The sequence below is a fragment of the Paenibacillus antri genome (assembly GCF_005765165.1).
GTDB classification, from domain to species: Bacteria; Bacillota; Bacilli; order Paenibacillales; family YIM-B00363; genus Paenibacillus_AE; species Paenibacillus_AE antri.
The window spans coordinates 201,914-216,564 of the sequence record NZ_VCIW01000003.1 but is presented as its reverse complement, the minus strand read 5'-3'; the positions used below and the strand labels follow the sequence as shown (position 1 = coordinate 216,564).

Genomic DNA, 14,651 nt, shown 5'->3' with positions numbered 1-14,651 from the left:
CTTCATTGTTGTAGCAGCCGCCGTATGCCGGCCTCGATATAACCTTCGGTCATGCCGCCCACCTTCACCTCGCGAACGACGCCCGACGCGTCGACGAAGAACGTCGTCGGATACGATCGGACGCCGTAGCGGTCGCGCACGTCCAGATCGGGATCGAGGAGCACCGGATACGTGACGCCGAACCGATCGACGAACTGCTCGATGCGCACGGCGGGCTTCTCGCCGAGATTGACGCCGAGAATGACGACGCCTTGATCCTCGTACTTCTCGTACATCCGCTGCAGCGCCGGCGTCTCCTCGACGCACGGCGGGCAGAACGTCCCCCAGAAATTCACGACCATCGGCCGTCCCTTATACGTTTCGGTGCCGACCATCCCGCCGCCGAGCGCTTCCAATTCGAACGGCGCGACCGGATCGCCGGCCTCGGGAGGCCGCTCCTCGCCTTTAAACAAGCTGCCCGCGACCGTATAGCCGACGATAAGCAGCACGAAAGCGAAGATAGAAATTTGGATCCATCTTCTATGTTTTCCCATGGTTATTCACCCTACACTCCATTATAACGAAAGGAAGGGGACCTCGTTCAGTCCCCTTTTTGAACATTATGTGTCGACTGCTGTTCCGCGAGCTCTCGCAGCTCGGCGAGCTCCGCCTTCGTCAAGTGCCTGTACTTCCCTCGCTGCAAACCGCCGAGGAAGACGGAACCGAACCGGATCCGCTTCAACCGGACGACGGGCGTGCGAATCGCTTCGAACATCCGCCGCACCTGCCGATTCCGGCCTTCCGTGATCGTAATCTGCACGATCGCTTCCTTGCCGTCCGGGTCGGCGTCCGCGTACTCGACCTCCGCCGGCGCGGTCATGCCGTCCTCGAGCTCGATGCCGGTCCGAAGCTTGTCCAGCAGGGCGCCGTGCGGCACCCCCTTCGTGTGCACCATATACGTCTTGGGCACGTGAAACTTCGGGTGCATGAGCAGATTGGCGAATTCGCCGTCGTTCGTCAGCAAAATCAAACCCTCGGTCTCGTAATCCAGACGGCCGACCGGGTAGACCCGTTCCTTAATGCCGTGCATGTAATCCATTACCGTCTGGCGTCCCTCCGGGTCTTTCGCGCTGGAAATGACGCCCTTCGGCTTGTGGAAGGCCAAATATATTTTTTGCTGCAATGCGATTTTCTTGCCGTCCACGACGATTTCGTCGCTGGTCGGATCGACCTTCGCGCCGAGCTCCGTCACGGGCTTGCCGTTCACGGTCACCCGGCCCTGCGTGATAATCTCTTCGCACTTGCGGCGCGAAGCGATTCCCGCGGCGGCCAACACTTTCTGCAATCGTTCCATTGATGGGTTTCACCTCAAAACTAATGATACCCATCCGATATGGAAAGCACAAGTTTCCGCCACGGGAACCGGGCGCCCGGACATCCGTCCCGGTGCGGGTAGATCGCGTCCGGCGGGACGCCGAACGCTTCGGAGAGCCGGGCGATCAGCCGTGCGGCGACGAATAGCTGCTCCTCCGTCTCGGGATCGAGCGAGCCGTCGTTCGCGGCGAAGTCGCCTTCGAGGCAAATATGAACGCGGCCGGGTTCGGTCGTCTCGGCGCCGGGAATGACGATGCCCGACCGTGCGACGAAAAAATCGAACCCCTTGCCGTTAATCGACGTGCAGCGGGATTGATGAATGACGAAGCCTGTAACCCTCATCCGTCGGTCACTCCTTCCGGGATCGATGGTTACAAGGTATGCGGGGGAGAGCTTGGGGGTTCGAACGGTTACGCGAAGACGAGGTAGCAGACGGCGACCGCCGCGAAAAATCCGATCAGGTCGGACACGAGGCCGACCTTGAGGGCGTACCCCGCCTTGCGGATGCCGACGGCGCCGAAGTATACGGTCAATACATACAGCGTCGTGTCGGTGCTGCCTTGCACGGTCGCCGCGATTTGCGCCACGAACGAATCCGGCCCGAACGTCTTCATCAAGTCGGTCGTATACGCGAGCGAGCCGGCCCCGGTAATGGGCCGGAGGAGTGCCAGCGGCAGCACGTCCGCGGGCACGCCGAGCCTCGCGAACAGCGGCGCCACGGCGCCGACCAGCATGTCCATCGCGCCGGAGGCGCGGAAGATCGATATCGCGGCCATCATGCCGACGAGGTGCGGAATGATGCGAATCGCGGTGTCGAAGCCTTCCTTGGCTCCCTCCGTGAACGATTCGTAGACGGGCACCTTGCGGTAGGCCGCATAAAGCGGGATGAGTACGACCATGACGGGGATCGCCCAGGCGGACACGGCGGTAATGACGGATGACATTCGGAATCGATCCCCTTTCTAGTTATGTATCGCCGGAAGGCGGCGGCGGCGAGGGCGGCGGCGAAGGCTGCGGCGGCGCCGCCGGCGTTCGGCGCTGATACCACTTGTCGAGCACAATCGCGGCGGCGAGCGCGATCGCCGTCGCGGCGAGCGTCGGCCCGACGATGTCGGTCGGCGTCTTCGAGCCGAAATTCATCTTGATCGCGATCATCGTCGTCGGGATCAGCGTGATACTGGCCGTGTTGATCGCGAGCAGCGTGCTCATGGCCGCGCTGGCCGACTCCTTGTCCGGATTAAGCTTCTGGAGCTCCTGCATCGCCTTGATGCCGGCGGGCGTCGCCGCGTTGCCGAGGCCGAGAATGTTCGCGCTCATGTTAGACAAGATGTACCCTAACGCCGGATGGTCGCGCGGGACGCTCGGGAACAGAAAACGGACGAACGGGCTGAGCAGCTTCGACATCTTCTTCAGCAACCCCGCGTCTTCGGCGATGCGCATGAGACCGAGCCAAAATACGAGCACGCTAATGAGTCCGAAGCACACCGTCACGCCCGTCTTAGCTCCTTCGAACGCCGCCTCGGTGACGGCGTCGATGCGGCCGTTGATCGCCGCGACGACGAAGCCGGCGACGATGAAGAACAACCAAATCCAATTGACCATTTCGCGTCAACCTTCCTTCGTTTCGCCCGTGAACACCGCTTTCAGTAAGGTACGAAAGACGTCGGCGAAGCTCGCGCGACGCTGCCCCTGCTCGAATTTCGCAAACTGAAACGCTGCCTGTTCCTGCGCTTTATAACGAGGGCTGCCGTCCTCGAACAACGGAAGCGAAGCGATGCGCTCGCCCTTCAAATACAACTCCAGCTTGCCGCGCAACCCGAGCCTGAAATCGGTCGTCGTCTGGTCCTCCAAGACGATCTTCTTCCGGAGCTCCCCGATCTCCCCTTGGGCGAGCGGGTAATCGAACGACCGGGCGACGACGAGATTCGGGCTTTGCACCCGTTCGCCGCTCTTCACGATCGACGTCGACGGATAGTGCTTGAAGGCGTAATCCAACAGCCGCTTATGGTCGTTCCAGTCGTCGCCGTCGTTCAGCGTCACGACCGCGAATTGCTGGCCGCCCCGCGTAGCGGACGAAATCAGCGTCCGGCGCGCGAGCGTCGTATACCCCGTTTTCACCCCGTCCGCGCCTTCGTACATGTTAAGCATCTTGTTTTTGTTGATCCAGCGGTAATCCCAATCCTCGTTCGGATTCGGCGCCGACTTCACCTTCGTCTTAACGATCTCTTGGAACGTCTTGTTCTTCAAAGCGTACGCGGTCAGCACCGCCATATCGTTCGCCGAAGAATAATGCCCCTCGTCGTCCAAGCCGTGCGGATTTTTGAAGCTGGAATTTTTCATCCCGAGCGCTCGCGCCTTCTCGTTCATCAAATAGACGAAGCCCTCGACAGAACCGCCGACGTGCTCGGCGATCGCCGTGGCCGCGTCGTTGCCCGAACGAAGCATGAGCCCGTACAGCATATTGTGGAGCGTCATCTCCTCGCCGAGATGAAGATAAATCGAAGATCCTTCTTTCCCGTAGGCGGCTGGACCGACCTTGACGGTGTCGGTCAGCGTCCCGTGCTCGATGGCGACGATCGCGGTCATGACCTTCGTCAGCGAAGCGATGCGGAGCTGTTCGTCCCCGCGCTCTTGAAAGACGATGCGGCCGGAAGCGACGTCGATGACCGACGAGGCGACCGCATGAGACGAGATCGGCGGCGGTTCCGCCTTGGCGATCTGCGGTAGTCCCGCGGAAGCGAGCAAGGCGGCCGCGGCGACGACGGCAGCGAGAACGGCGCGAAAGCGGAATGCAGGTTTCATCGTGACCTCCCGAGAGAAAGCGGATATGTTTGTCCGTACGACATGTAGTACATGTATATGCTTTTCCACCTCGGATATTCGAACAACAAAAAACGGGCCCCCGCCTTCGTCCGGCCGTTACGCCGTCCGCGGGAAACCCGTCGTCTCGTTATTTCGTCAAGAAGTTTTGCGTGTAATAAGGAGCGTCGTCTTCGGAAAACCGTACGCCGACGCCGAGCCGTTCGAAGGCGCCGAGCATGTTTTTCCGATGTCCTTCCGAGTTCATCCAACCTTCATGGGCGAAGATCGCGTTCGTCTGGCCGTACGCGATGTTCTCTCCGGCGGAGCGGAACCGCACGCCGCCGTTCGCCAGCCGGTCTCCCAGCCCTTCCCCCTTCAGGTTCGTATGGGAGAAGAAGCCGTTCGTCGCCATATCCTCGCTGTGCCCTTCGGCGACGTTCGCCGCGCCGTCGTCCCACGCGAGCGCGGGCAGCCCGCGTTTCGCCCGAGCGGTGTTGGCGAGCTCCAGCGACAGCCGCTCGAAGCTTCCGGCAAGCGCCTCGGACGGCTTGCCATAGAAGCCGACGAGCCCTTGCTCCGTCTTCTTCTCGATCGCTTGCACGCCGCTCACCGCACGGTTCTCGTGCACGTCGTAGAAGACCGTCACATATGCGGTTCCGGCGTCGAATACGTCGTATTCCCCGTCCGAGTCGATCAGAAATCTAGTATTGCCTTTCAATATAAAGGAGAGCGGGTCGCCGAGCGATGATTTCAAACTCAAATTCGTGCCGTTCGCGTACAGCGCCTCCACGCTGCCGTCCTTCACGCCGAACATCGAAAACCGCTTGTAATCGCCGTTGTAAACATACCAGGTAAACCCGTATTCGCTGGCTTCCTTCCGCGCGGGCTCGCCGAATACCGAAAGCAGCGTATCGACGGAATCCCCGACGGCGACGCCGCTTACGCTAACCGGCGCATCGTTCTTCTTCGCGGTTTGCTGCGGAGCTTTATCGGCCTTGCCGATCGGTAAGCCCGAGGACGCCGCGTTGCGCACGAACTGTACCGCCTCCGCGCGCGTAAGCGTCGAAGACTCGCCGAAGTCGACACGACCGTTCGCCGCGCGGCGTCCCGATGCCAAGCCGCGATCCAACAGGAGTTCGACCGCATCCTCGACGCTCAGCTGCGTTCCGAACGCGGCGGCGACGATTTGCGCGACCTGCCCCCTCCGGAGCGGCGCGGCGGCGTTCGCTTCGTCGACCGGCCACAGCCACGATTCCGCTAAGTCGTAGTATGCCGTATACCAGTAAGGCTTCTTCTCCGCCGGAGCGGATTCCGGGAACGCCCGGAGCAGCATCGCCGTGAATTGGGCTTCCGTGACGGCGCCGTTCGGGAGGAACGTCCCGTCCGGGAACCCGTTCGCGATCCCCGTTTCGGCCCCCCATTGAATCGTCTCCTCCGCCCAATGTCCCTCCGTATCCTTGAACGCCGCCGCTTCCGCGGGACGGTCCGCTCCGAACCCCGACGCCGTCAGCGCCGCGACGACGCCGACGAGCAGCGCCTTCCCGACGGTTTTACGCATGATCATAAGCCGATCCCCCCTACGCTTGTCCTTCGTATCGTGCCTTCAGTATAAAGGACCGCCGCCGAATGGGGAACCGGCTCGGGGGACATGCCAAAAGTTGCATGTCGTCTCCTCTCGCTTCAAACGAACGGCCGGCCAGGGTGTCCCCCAGCCGGCCGCACGCGTTTATGAAATCGTGCTGTTCGGAATCGGCTCCATCGGTTTCGCGACCGTCACGTCGTTGAATTCCGTGAGCGACACGTTCGTCGTCTTGTCTCCGCCGAACATGCTCGTGATTTTATCGAACAGCTGCGGCGCGGAGTCGAAAATCCGCTCCATCATGCGGGTCGAATTGTCGAGCGGCACGACCTTGACGCCGTGCGTGCCGACGACGAGGAACGCGATCGGCGTAATCGAAACGCCGCCGCCGCTGCCGCCGCCGAACGGAAACCCGACCGCCGCCGTCGATTTCGATTCGAACGGCGTGACCGTCCGCTCGGCTTCGTGATGCTCTTCTTCGTTGTCCACCGTAAACTCGCTGCCGCCGGCCGCGAAGCCGAAGCCGACTTTACTGATCGGCAGAATCAGCGTGCCGTCCGGCGTCGTCACCGGATCGCCTACGATCGTATTTACGTCGACCATTTGTTTGAGGTTTTCCATGGCCGTACGCATAAGACCTTGAATCGGATGTTCGCTCATGGGTCGTTGTCCTCCTCTGATGATGTTCTGTTCTCATGAACCCTGAATGGACCTCATGCTTACGCTAATTTCCCCTTATCCTGACAATAATATGCGATGCTTTACGCAGTCGACTCCTTCGGCGACCGGCCGAGCAGGACGCGAAGCCAGACGATCCACCCGCCGCGCCGCTTCAATACGCGATACACCAGCATCGCGCCGATGGCGATGATTCGAAACACCTTCATTCGCGTCCGGATCACGATCTCGGTTCGGAACGTCGGTTGGTTGAACACCGGCGTCACGGTGACGGACGGAAGCCGCTCGAACGACATCCACCGGGAGGCGACGCCGAGCAAGGCGCTCTTCAGCCCCCAGACGACTCCGCCGGTCATGCCGGTTTCCGCCGCGTCGGTTAATCCGAAGCGGGTATCCCAGCGCAGCTCGACGACATGAACATGCTTCAGCGTGTCCGCGAAAAATCGCTTGTAATTTTTCATATGCGCGATCAGTTTTCGCACGCGTTGGACGAAGCGACGGATTTCCTCTCGCGCGAAATCCAACTCCGGCAGTACCCCGCTCGTCTCTTCCGGCGCCACCTTCATTCGAATGCCGTTCAGCCACGGCTTCAGCTCCACGGTCGGCACTTTATACCGAAGCCGGACGAGCCCGAACAACGCGGACAGCGACGCGTCGACCTCGTCGTTCTCTCCTTCGCGGTAATATTTCAAGCGTACGCGCACGCTAGAGAGCAGCACGACGACGATCAGGACGGCGAGCGCCGCCGCGGATGCGATCCACCACCACATAAAAAAACCTCCGTTCCCAATACAGTGCATCTTAGTATCGGGTCGGAGGCCATATTTTCATGCGTCGTTCTCGGGATTGGATGATTGCGGCAAATCGTCGATCGTAATCTGCTTCTCTTTCTCCTCCAGCTTCTCGAACAGCATGCGGGTTTCCGCTTCGAGATCGATCTCGCCGACCATCCGTTCGGCATCGGGCAAGTCCCTCAGCGCGGACAACCCGAAATAGTGGAGGAACTGCTTCGTCGTTTCGTACAGGATCGGCCGTCCGATCGCATCCGCCCGTCCCGCTTCGTGGATGAGCTCCTTGGCGACGAGCGTATGCAAAGCCCGGTCCGACTTTACGCCGCGAATTTCGTCGATCTCTACGCGCGTGATCGGCTGCCGGTACGCGACGATCGCCAGCGTCTCGAGCGCCGCCTGGGACAAGGATCCGCGCGTCGGCGCCTGCGCCAGCTTCGCGAAGTACGGCGCATGTTCGGGGTTCGTCGTCAGTTGATACGACCCCGCCACCTTCGCGATTCGAAAGCCTCGCTTCTCCTTCGCGTACGTATCCTTCATATCGTCGATCAGCTCTTCGGCGACGCGCCAGTCGAGCTCGAGCACGTCCGCGATTTCGCGAACGTCGAGTCCTTCGTCGCCGGCGGCGAACAAGAGACCTTCAATGATCGACTTCCACTCGTTCCAGTTCTTCTTCTTCGTCATCGAGCTCCGCTCCTTCCTTCGCCTGGATGACGATATCGTCGAACCGGCCGTGCTGGAAACAAGATATTTTCTTCATCTTCATCAACTCGAGCAGCGCGAGGAACGACACGACCAGCTCGTCCCTCGTCGTCGACTCGTCGAACAGACGGGAAAACAAGATGCGCCCGCCCTGCTGCCGCACCAGGCGAAGCACGTCGCGCATTCGATCCTTGACCGACACTTCGTCGCGGCGAATCTTCGCCACCGAGTTCCGATTCGCGGCGCGCCGCAGCGCCTTCTGGAACGCAAGCAGCAGGTCGAACGTCTCGAGCCCTTCGACCGGATTCTTCTTTTCTTCGACCGCGTACGGGGACAAGTCTACAGGTTCCCTCGAATAGACGAGGCTCTGCTCCAGCTCCTTGTCCCGCAGATGCTCGGCGATCGACTTGTACTTCCGGTATTCGATCAGCTTCTGGACGAGCTCCTCGAGCGAATCCTCAGGCTCTTCCTCGTATTCGTAGTCCAGCTCGATCGGAGGCGGCTTCGGAAGCAGCATCTTGCTTTTGATCGACAAGAGCGTCGCGGCCATGACGAGAAATTCGCTGGCGACCTCGAGCTCCAGCTCCTCCATCAGCGAGACGTATTCCATGTATTGATCCGTAATTTCGCTGATCGGAATATTCGTGATGTCCACTTCCGCTTTGTCGATCAAGTGAAGCAGCAAATCCAACGGCCCTTCGAAAGAGGACAGCTTGTAGGTTACGCTCATTCCGGCTTCATTCCGTTTGCATTAAGTTTATAGATCCGTCCGTCCCGCCGTATCCCGCGAGATTCGGTTTACTTCTGAAACTGCGAGACGAGATTGACCATCTCGATCGCGGTTGCGGCCGCTTCCCAGCCCTTGTTGCCCGCCTTCGTGCCGGCCCGCTCCACCGCTTGCTCGATCGAGTCGGTCGTCAGCACGCCGAAGATCGTCGGCACGCCGGTCTTGAGCGAAATCGCCGCCACGCCCTTCGACACTTCGCTGCACACGTAATCGAAGTGCGGCGTGGAGCCGCGGATGACGGCGCCGAGCGTAATGACCGCGTCGAAGCGGCCGCTCTCGGCCATCTTCTGGGCGATTAACGGAATTTCGAACGCGCCGGGCACCCACGCGACGCTCACTTCGTCGTCGGCGGCGCCGTGGCGCTTCAGCGCGTCGAGCGCGCCGCCGAGCAGCTTCGAGGAGATGAATTCGTTAAATCGGCCGACGACGATGCCGTACGTCTTGCCTTGCGAAATTAAGTTGCCTTCGTATACATGTACCATGGGGAAAATCCTCCTTAGATGTTGTTTGTCGGTTATCGGCCGTGTTGTCGGCCGATCGTTCGGGTCAGTTGCCGGTCGGTTCCGGTTCGCCTTGCTCTTCGAATTGCAGCATATGTCCCAGCTTCTCCTGCTTCGTGTGCAAGTAGCGGCTGTTATCTTTGTTTTCCTTCATCTGTAGCGGCACCCGCTCCGCGATGGACAAGCCGTAGCCTTCCAGCCCGGCGATCTTCCTCGGGTTGTTCGTCAGCAGACGAATCGTACGAACGCCCAAGTCCTTCAAGATTTGCGCCCCGATGCCGTAATCGCGCAGATCGGGCGCGAACCCCAATTTAATATTCGCGTCGACGGTGTCGAATCCCTGCTCTTGCAGCTCGTAAGCTTTCAATTTATTTATAAGGCCGATGCCGCGTCCCTCTTGGCGCATGTAGAGCAATACGCCCGAGCCGTTCGCGTCGATCGCTTGAAGCGCCGCGGCCAGCTGCGGTCCGCAATCGCAGCGATGCGAATGGAATACGTCGCCGGTCAAACATTCGGAGTGCACCCGAACCAGCACCGGACGCTCCGAGTCGATCTCGCCCTTCACGAACGCGACGTGCTCCTTGCCGTCGATCTCGTTCGTGTACGCTACCGCCCGGAACGTGCCGAAGTCGGTCGGCATGTTAACCTCCACTTCGCGGCGGACGAGCTTCTCTTTCTCGTTGCGGTATTGAATCAAATCCTTGATCGTAATCAGCTTCAACCCGAACTGATCCGCGATGACGCGCAAATCCGGCACGCGCGCCATCTCGCCGTCTTCCTTGATCACCTCGCAGATGACCGCGGCCGGATACCTGCCGCACATCCGGGCGAGGTCGACCGCCGCTTCCGTGTGCCCCGCGCGGCGCAGCACGCCGCCCTTCTTGGCGACGAGCGGGAACATATGTCCCGGCCTGCGGAAGTCGCCCGCCTTCGTCCGCGGGTCGATCAGCGCCTTCACCGTCATCGCCCGCTCCGCCGCGGAGATGCCCGTCGTCGTCGACGAATGGTCGACGGACACGGTGAACGCGGTGCCGTGATAATCGGTATTGCGCTGCACCATCTGAGGCAGCTCCAGCTCGGCCGCACGCTCTTCCGTGATCGGCACGCAGACGAGGCCGCGTCCCTCTTTGATCATGAAGTTAATGACTTCCGGGGTGGCCATATCGGCCAACGCGATGAAATCACCTTCGTTCTCGCGGTTTTCGTCGTCGACGACGATGATCGCTTTCCCGAGAATCAGGTCGTAAATCGCGTCTTCGATGCAATCGAACTTGACATTCGCTTTCTCCATCCGGTTTCTCCTCCGTTTCCGTATCTATTTACATATAGCCGTGTTCTTTGAAAAAGGCTTCCGACAATCCGCCGCCGCGCCTCGCGGCGCCGCGTCCGGACGCGCCGGCGCCGCCCGTCCACGAGAGCAGATGCTCGACGTACTTGCCGACGATGTCCGTCTCGAGATTGACGTCGTCGCCAGGCGTCTTATGCTGCAGCACCGTCTCCGCAAGCGTGTGCGGGATGATCGATACGCGGAACGTCCGCTCGGCGCTGTCCACGACCGTGAGCGAGATGCCGTCGATCGCGATGGAGCCCTTGGCGATGATGTAGCGGAACAAAGAAGGATCATGGGGCTCGATCGTGAAATACACTGCGTTGTCGACCGCGCCCCGCTCCCGGATCACCCCCGTGCCGTCGACGTGGCCCTGAACGATATGGCCGCCGAAACGGGCCGTGGCGAGCATCGCCCGCTCCAGATTGACGCGATCGCCGGGAACGAGCCGGCTGAGCGTCGTCTTGCGGAACGTCTCCGGCATGACGTCCATGGCGACGGACGCCGCGTCGAATCGGATCGCCGTGAGGCATACGCCGTTCACCGATATACTGTCGCCGATGCGGACGCCCTCGAGCACTTTGCTCGCCCGAATCGTCAATACGAGCGCCTCGCCTTGCCTGCTAATATGTTGCAACGTTCCAACCTCTTCGATAAGTCCGGTAAACATATGGCAGCGTCACCTCGTTTCCTTCGAATAGACGGGATACCCTTCGAACAGGACGTCGCCGTCGAACGTCCGCACCTTAAGGCGGTCGAGCCGGATCGCATCCGCCATCCGATCGACGCTCGGGAACTCGAAGCCGGACGGCCCTCCGGCGCCGACGATCTTCGGCGCGACGAAAGCGTACGTCTTGTCGACGAGCCCGGCGGCGAGCAGCGCGCCGGTCACGGCGCCGCCGCCTTCGACGAGCACGGCGCCGATCCCGAGCCGGTACAGCTCGCGCAAAGCCAGCTCGAGGTCGACGCGCGGGCCCGGCCCGCAGTCGACGACGACGGCGCCGTGCGCTTCGAGCGCGCTTCTCGCGGCGGCGTCCGCGGTGGCCGTCGTCAGCACGATCGCGGGCGGCTCGCCGTCGGCGCGGGGCGACAGCGCCGCCGCATGGAGCGGCGTCCGCAGGCGCGAGTCGACGATCGCGCGCATCGGATCGCGCTTCGGCGCCGCATCGCCGCGCGCCGTCAGCGACGGATCGTCGGCCAACACCGTGCCGACGCCGACCAGAATCGCCGGGTACCGGTGGCGCAGCTCATGCACGAACGCGCGCGACGCGGCGTTCGTAATCCACTTGCTGTCGCCCGTCTTCGCCGCGATGCGCCCGTCCAGCGTCATCGCCGTCTTCGCGGCGACGAACGGCCGTCCGATGCGGATCGCGTGGAAGAACGCCTCGTGCAGCGACGCGGCCTCCTCGCCCAACACGCCGACCGTAACTTCGATCCCGTGCTCCCTAAGCCGCGCGATGCCGCGGCCCGCCACCTGCGGGTTCGGGTCCTGCGTCGCCACGACGACGCGCTTCACGCCTTCCCGCACGAGCCGGTCGGCGCAAGGCGGCGTCCGGCCGTGATGGCTGCAAGGCTCCAGCGTCACGTACACCGTGCTGCCGGCAGCCTCGGCGCCGGCCATATCGAGGGCATGTACCTCGGCATGCGCCTCGCCTTGCCTCAAATGCGCTCCCATGCCGACGATCCGGCCGTGCTTCGCGACGACGCAGCCGACGGAAGGGTTCGTCCCGGTTTGCCCGAGCGCGGCCTTGCCGAGCGTTAACGCCAATCGCATATAATCTTCGTCTTCCATGTACGCATCCACTCCCGTCATATAGGGGGCGAAAAAAAGACGCCCCTCATATCAGGGGCGTCCGGTTTTGGTCAACGCAAAGGAACGGTCGGTCCATGTGAAAAATTGCACATGAGAACTCCGTAAAAATCTTGCGTCTCCTTCTCCCATCCAGACTGTCACTGTCGGTCTCGGAGTTTCACCGAGTCCACCGCCGCGTCGGCTTCGGCGTCGCCGCCTTCCGTCGCGTCGGGTCACGGACTGAGCGCGAGTTCACGCGCATCACCGCCGGTCGGGAATTTCACCCGGCCCCGAAGGATATGTTTGTCGTGATAATATCACCTAAAACCTTATTTTGCAAGGAATCCCGTCATCGACGGGAACGAAGAAATCGGCTCTTCGCATGCGAAGAGCCGATTTCGGCCAAAAATTTACGCTTCCGTCACGCGGATCGATTCCATCTTGTCCTGCCCGCGGAACGTGTCGACGTGCTCCATCCCTTCGACGACCTTGCCGAACACCGTGTGAACGCCGTCCAGGTGCGGCTGAGGCTTGTACACGATGAAAAACTGGCTGCCGCCCGTATTCGGACCGGCATGCGCCATCGACAGCGCGCCGCGTTCGTGCTTGTTCGGGTTGATTTCGCACTTGATCGTGTAGCCCGGACCGCCGGTGCCGTTGCCTCTAGGGCAGCCGCCTTGCGCGACGAAGCCCGGAATGACGCGATGGAACGACAGTCCGTCGTAGAACCCTTCGTTCGCCAGCTTCTCGAAATTCGCGACCGTGTTGGGCGCGTCCTTATCGAACAACTCGATTTTCACTTCATGGCCGTCGGCCATCTTGATCAACGCTTGCTTCGTCATCTTTATCCCACTCTCCTGCTTCGGTTCGGTTTCTACAGTATTGTACCCGAACAGGGGGCTCGGGACAAATCCGGCGATCCGGCAGCTCCGCTTATCGCCCGTTCACGGCCGGAAGCTTGCGCAGCCGCTCGGGCACGACGTCGTTCGCCACCAGGTCTTCGTACGTTTCGCGGCGCACGACGAGCTCCGCGACGCCGTCCTTCACGAACGCGACCGCCGGACGGCGGAGCCGGTTGTAGTTGCTGGCCATCGAATAATTGTACGCCCCCGTGCAAAACACCGCGAGCGTGTCGCCGGCGTTCACCTTCGGCAGGTCGAGATCCCAGATCAGCATGTCGCCGCTCTCGCAGCACTTGCCGGCGATCGATACCGTCTCTTCCGGGGCGTCGTTCGCCCGGTTCGCGAGTACCGCCTCGTAGACGGCGTCATAGAGCGCCGGGCGCGGGTTGTCGGTCATGCCGCCGTTCACCGCGACGTACTTGCGCACGCCCGGGATGTCCTTCACCGAGCCGACCGTATACAACGTCGTGCCGGCATCGCCGACGATGCTGCGGCCCGGCTCCACCCAGATGCTCGGAAGCGGAAGGCCGTGCGCGCCGAAGCGCTCCTTCACCGCGTCGGTGATCGCCTTGACGTACTCGGCCACCGGCAGCGGGCGGTCGCCTTCGACGTAACGAATGCCGAAGCCGCCGCCAAGATTGACGACCGGGAACGAGACGCCCAGCTTCGACTTCGCTTCGACGGCGAAGTCGGCCATCTTCTCGGCGGCCAGACGGAAGCCTTCCACCTCGAAAATTTGCGAGCCGATATGCGAATGAACGCCGAGCAGCTCTAGGTGCGGCGCCGCGACGGTCGCCTTCACCGCTTCGAACGCCGCGCCGCCCGCGAGGTTAAACCCGAATTTGGAATCCTCTTGGCCCGTCGAGATGAACTCGTGCGTATGCGCCTCGACCCCGGGCGTGATGCGCAGCAGCGCTTTCGCGCGGATGCCCCGCTCCCCCGCCATCGCGTTCAACAGCGCGATCTCCGTGAAGTTGTCCACGACGAAGCAGCCGATGCCCGCGTCTAGTCCCATCGCGATCTCCTCGGGCGTCTTGTTGTTGCCGTGGAAATGTATCTTCTTCGCGGGGAACCCGGCCTCCAGCGCCGTATACAGCTCTCCGTCCGACACGACGTCGAGCGACAGCCCTTCCTCTTCGACGACGCGGACGATCGCTTTCACGCAGAACGCCTTGCTCGCATACGACACTTCGAAAGGCACCCCGGACGCGCGGAACGCGTCCATGAACTGCCGGCATCGCTCGCGTACGAGCGCTTCGTCTACTACATATAAAGGCGTCCCGAACCGTTCGGCAAGCTCGGCCGTGTCGACGCCGCCGATTTCCAAACGTCCGTGACGATTGATCTTCGTCGTTCCGTGCAAATGCATCGTCCTATCCCCTTCATTATTCTGTCGAATCAGTACTCTCTGACTGACATTATCACAAAACCAAGGGGAAAA

17 protein-coding genes and 1 riboswitch are annotated in these 14,651 nt (G+C 61.4%); all 17 genes read right to left on the bottom strand.

Annotated features, from left to right (window positions below; genetic code table 11):
- Positions 1-2 precede the first annotated feature (2 nt).
- Positions 3-533, bottom strand: a complete 531-nt coding sequence (locus FE782_RS06720) for a redoxin domain-containing protein (protein WP_138193296.1) — start codon at positions 531-533, stop codon at positions 3-5.
- Between the two features lie 47 nt (positions 534-580).
- Positions 581-1,333, bottom strand: a complete 753-nt coding sequence (locus FE782_RS06715) for a pseudouridine synthase (protein WP_138193295.1) — start codon at positions 1,331-1,333, stop codon at positions 581-583.
- A 20-nt stretch (positions 1,334-1,353) separates the two neighbouring features.
- Entirely contained in the window at positions 1,354-1,695 is a 342-nt protein-coding gene (locus FE782_RS06710) for a peptidoglycan recognition protein family protein (protein WP_138193294.1), read from the bottom strand.
- A 68-nt stretch (positions 1,696-1,763) separates the two neighbouring features.
- On the bottom strand, positions 1,764-2,297 hold the full coding sequence (locus FE782_RS06705) for a spore maturation protein (protein WP_138193293.1): 534 nt from the start codon (positions 2,295-2,297) through the stop codon (positions 1,764-1,766).
- A gap of 22 nt (positions 2,298-2,319) precedes the next feature.
- Positions 2,320-2,955: a nucleoside recognition domain-containing protein gene (locus FE782_RS06700; RefSeq protein WP_138193292.1), complete on the bottom strand. Its 636-nt coding sequence runs from the start codon at positions 2,953-2,955 to the stop codon at positions 2,320-2,322.
- A 6-nt stretch (positions 2,956-2,961) separates the two neighbouring features.
- Positions 2,962-4,155 (bottom strand): D-alanyl-D-alanine carboxypeptidase family protein, encoded by a 1,194-nt coding sequence (locus FE782_RS06695; RefSeq protein WP_138193291.1) that lies wholly within the window; start codon positions 4,153-4,155, stop codon positions 2,962-2,964.
- A 148-nt stretch (positions 4,156-4,303) separates the two neighbouring features.
- Positions 4,304-5,719, bottom strand: a complete 1,416-nt coding sequence (locus tag FE782_RS06690; RefSeq protein ID WP_138193290.1) for a CAP-associated domain-containing protein — start codon at positions 5,717-5,719, stop codon at positions 4,304-4,306.
- A gap of 162 nt (positions 5,720-5,881) precedes the next feature.
- A complete protein-coding gene (gene ytfJ / locus FE782_RS06685; protein ID WP_138193289.1) occupies positions 5,882-6,394 on the bottom strand; it encodes a GerW family sporulation protein in 513 nt (170 codons plus the stop codon).
- A gap of 101 nt (positions 6,395-6,495) precedes the next feature.
- Positions 6,496-7,182: a DUF2953 domain-containing protein gene (locus FE782_RS06680; protein WP_158299272.1), complete on the bottom strand. Its 687-nt coding sequence runs from the start codon at positions 7,180-7,182 to the stop codon at positions 6,496-6,498.
- A gap of 57 nt (positions 7,183-7,239) precedes the next feature.
- Entirely contained in the window at positions 7,240-7,884 is a 645-nt protein-coding gene (gene scpB, locus FE782_RS06675) for an SMC-Scp complex subunit ScpB (protein WP_138193287.1), read from the bottom strand.
- Complete coding sequence (locus FE782_RS06670; RefSeq protein ID WP_138193286.1) at positions 7,841-8,632, bottom strand: segregation and condensation protein A; 792 nt, start codon at positions 8,630-8,632, stop codon at positions 7,841-7,843. The genes scpB and FE782_RS06670 overlap by 44 nt, the downstream gene beginning before the upstream one ends.
- Positions 8,633-8,700: 68 nt before the next feature.
- Positions 8,701-9,171: a 6,7-dimethyl-8-ribityllumazine synthase gene (gene ribH, locus FE782_RS06665; RefSeq protein ID WP_138193285.1), complete on the bottom strand. Its 471-nt coding sequence runs from the start codon at positions 9,169-9,171 to the stop codon at positions 8,701-8,703.
- Between the two features lie 64 nt (positions 9,172-9,235).
- Entirely contained in the window at positions 9,236-10,480 is a 1,245-nt protein-coding gene (locus FE782_RS06660; RefSeq protein WP_138193284.1) for a bifunctional 3,4-dihydroxy-2-butanone-4-phosphate synthase/GTP cyclohydrolase II, read from the bottom strand.
- Between the two features lie 28 nt (positions 10,481-10,508).
- A complete protein-coding gene (gene ribE / locus FE782_RS06655) occupies positions 10,509-11,186 on the bottom strand; it encodes a riboflavin synthase (RefSeq protein ID WP_138193283.1) in 678 nt (225 codons plus the stop codon).
- Between the two features lie 9 nt (positions 11,187-11,195).
- Complete coding sequence (gene ribD, locus FE782_RS06650; protein WP_138193282.1) at positions 11,196-12,308, bottom strand: bifunctional diaminohydroxyphosphoribosylaminopyrimidine deaminase/5-amino-6-(5-phosphoribosylamino)uracil reductase RibD; 1,113 nt, start codon at positions 12,306-12,308, stop codon at positions 11,196-11,198.
- A gap of 134 nt (positions 12,309-12,442) precedes the next feature.
- Positions 12,443-12,610, bottom strand: a riboswitch (FMN riboswitch).
- Positions 12,611-12,718: 108 nt separating this feature from the next.
- Positions 12,719-13,150 carry a peptidylprolyl isomerase gene (locus FE782_RS06645; RefSeq protein WP_138193281.1) on the bottom strand — a complete coding sequence of 144 codons (432 nt, stop codon included), beginning with the start codon at positions 13,148-13,150 and terminating at the stop codon, positions 12,719-12,721.
- 91 nt (positions 13,151-13,241) lie between these two features.
- Positions 13,242-14,579 carry a diaminopimelate decarboxylase gene (lysA, locus tag FE782_RS06640; protein WP_138193280.1) on the bottom strand — a complete coding sequence of 446 codons (1,338 nt, stop codon included), beginning with the start codon at positions 14,577-14,579 and terminating at the stop codon, positions 13,242-13,244.
- Between the last annotated feature and the right edge of the window lie 72 nt (positions 14,580-14,651).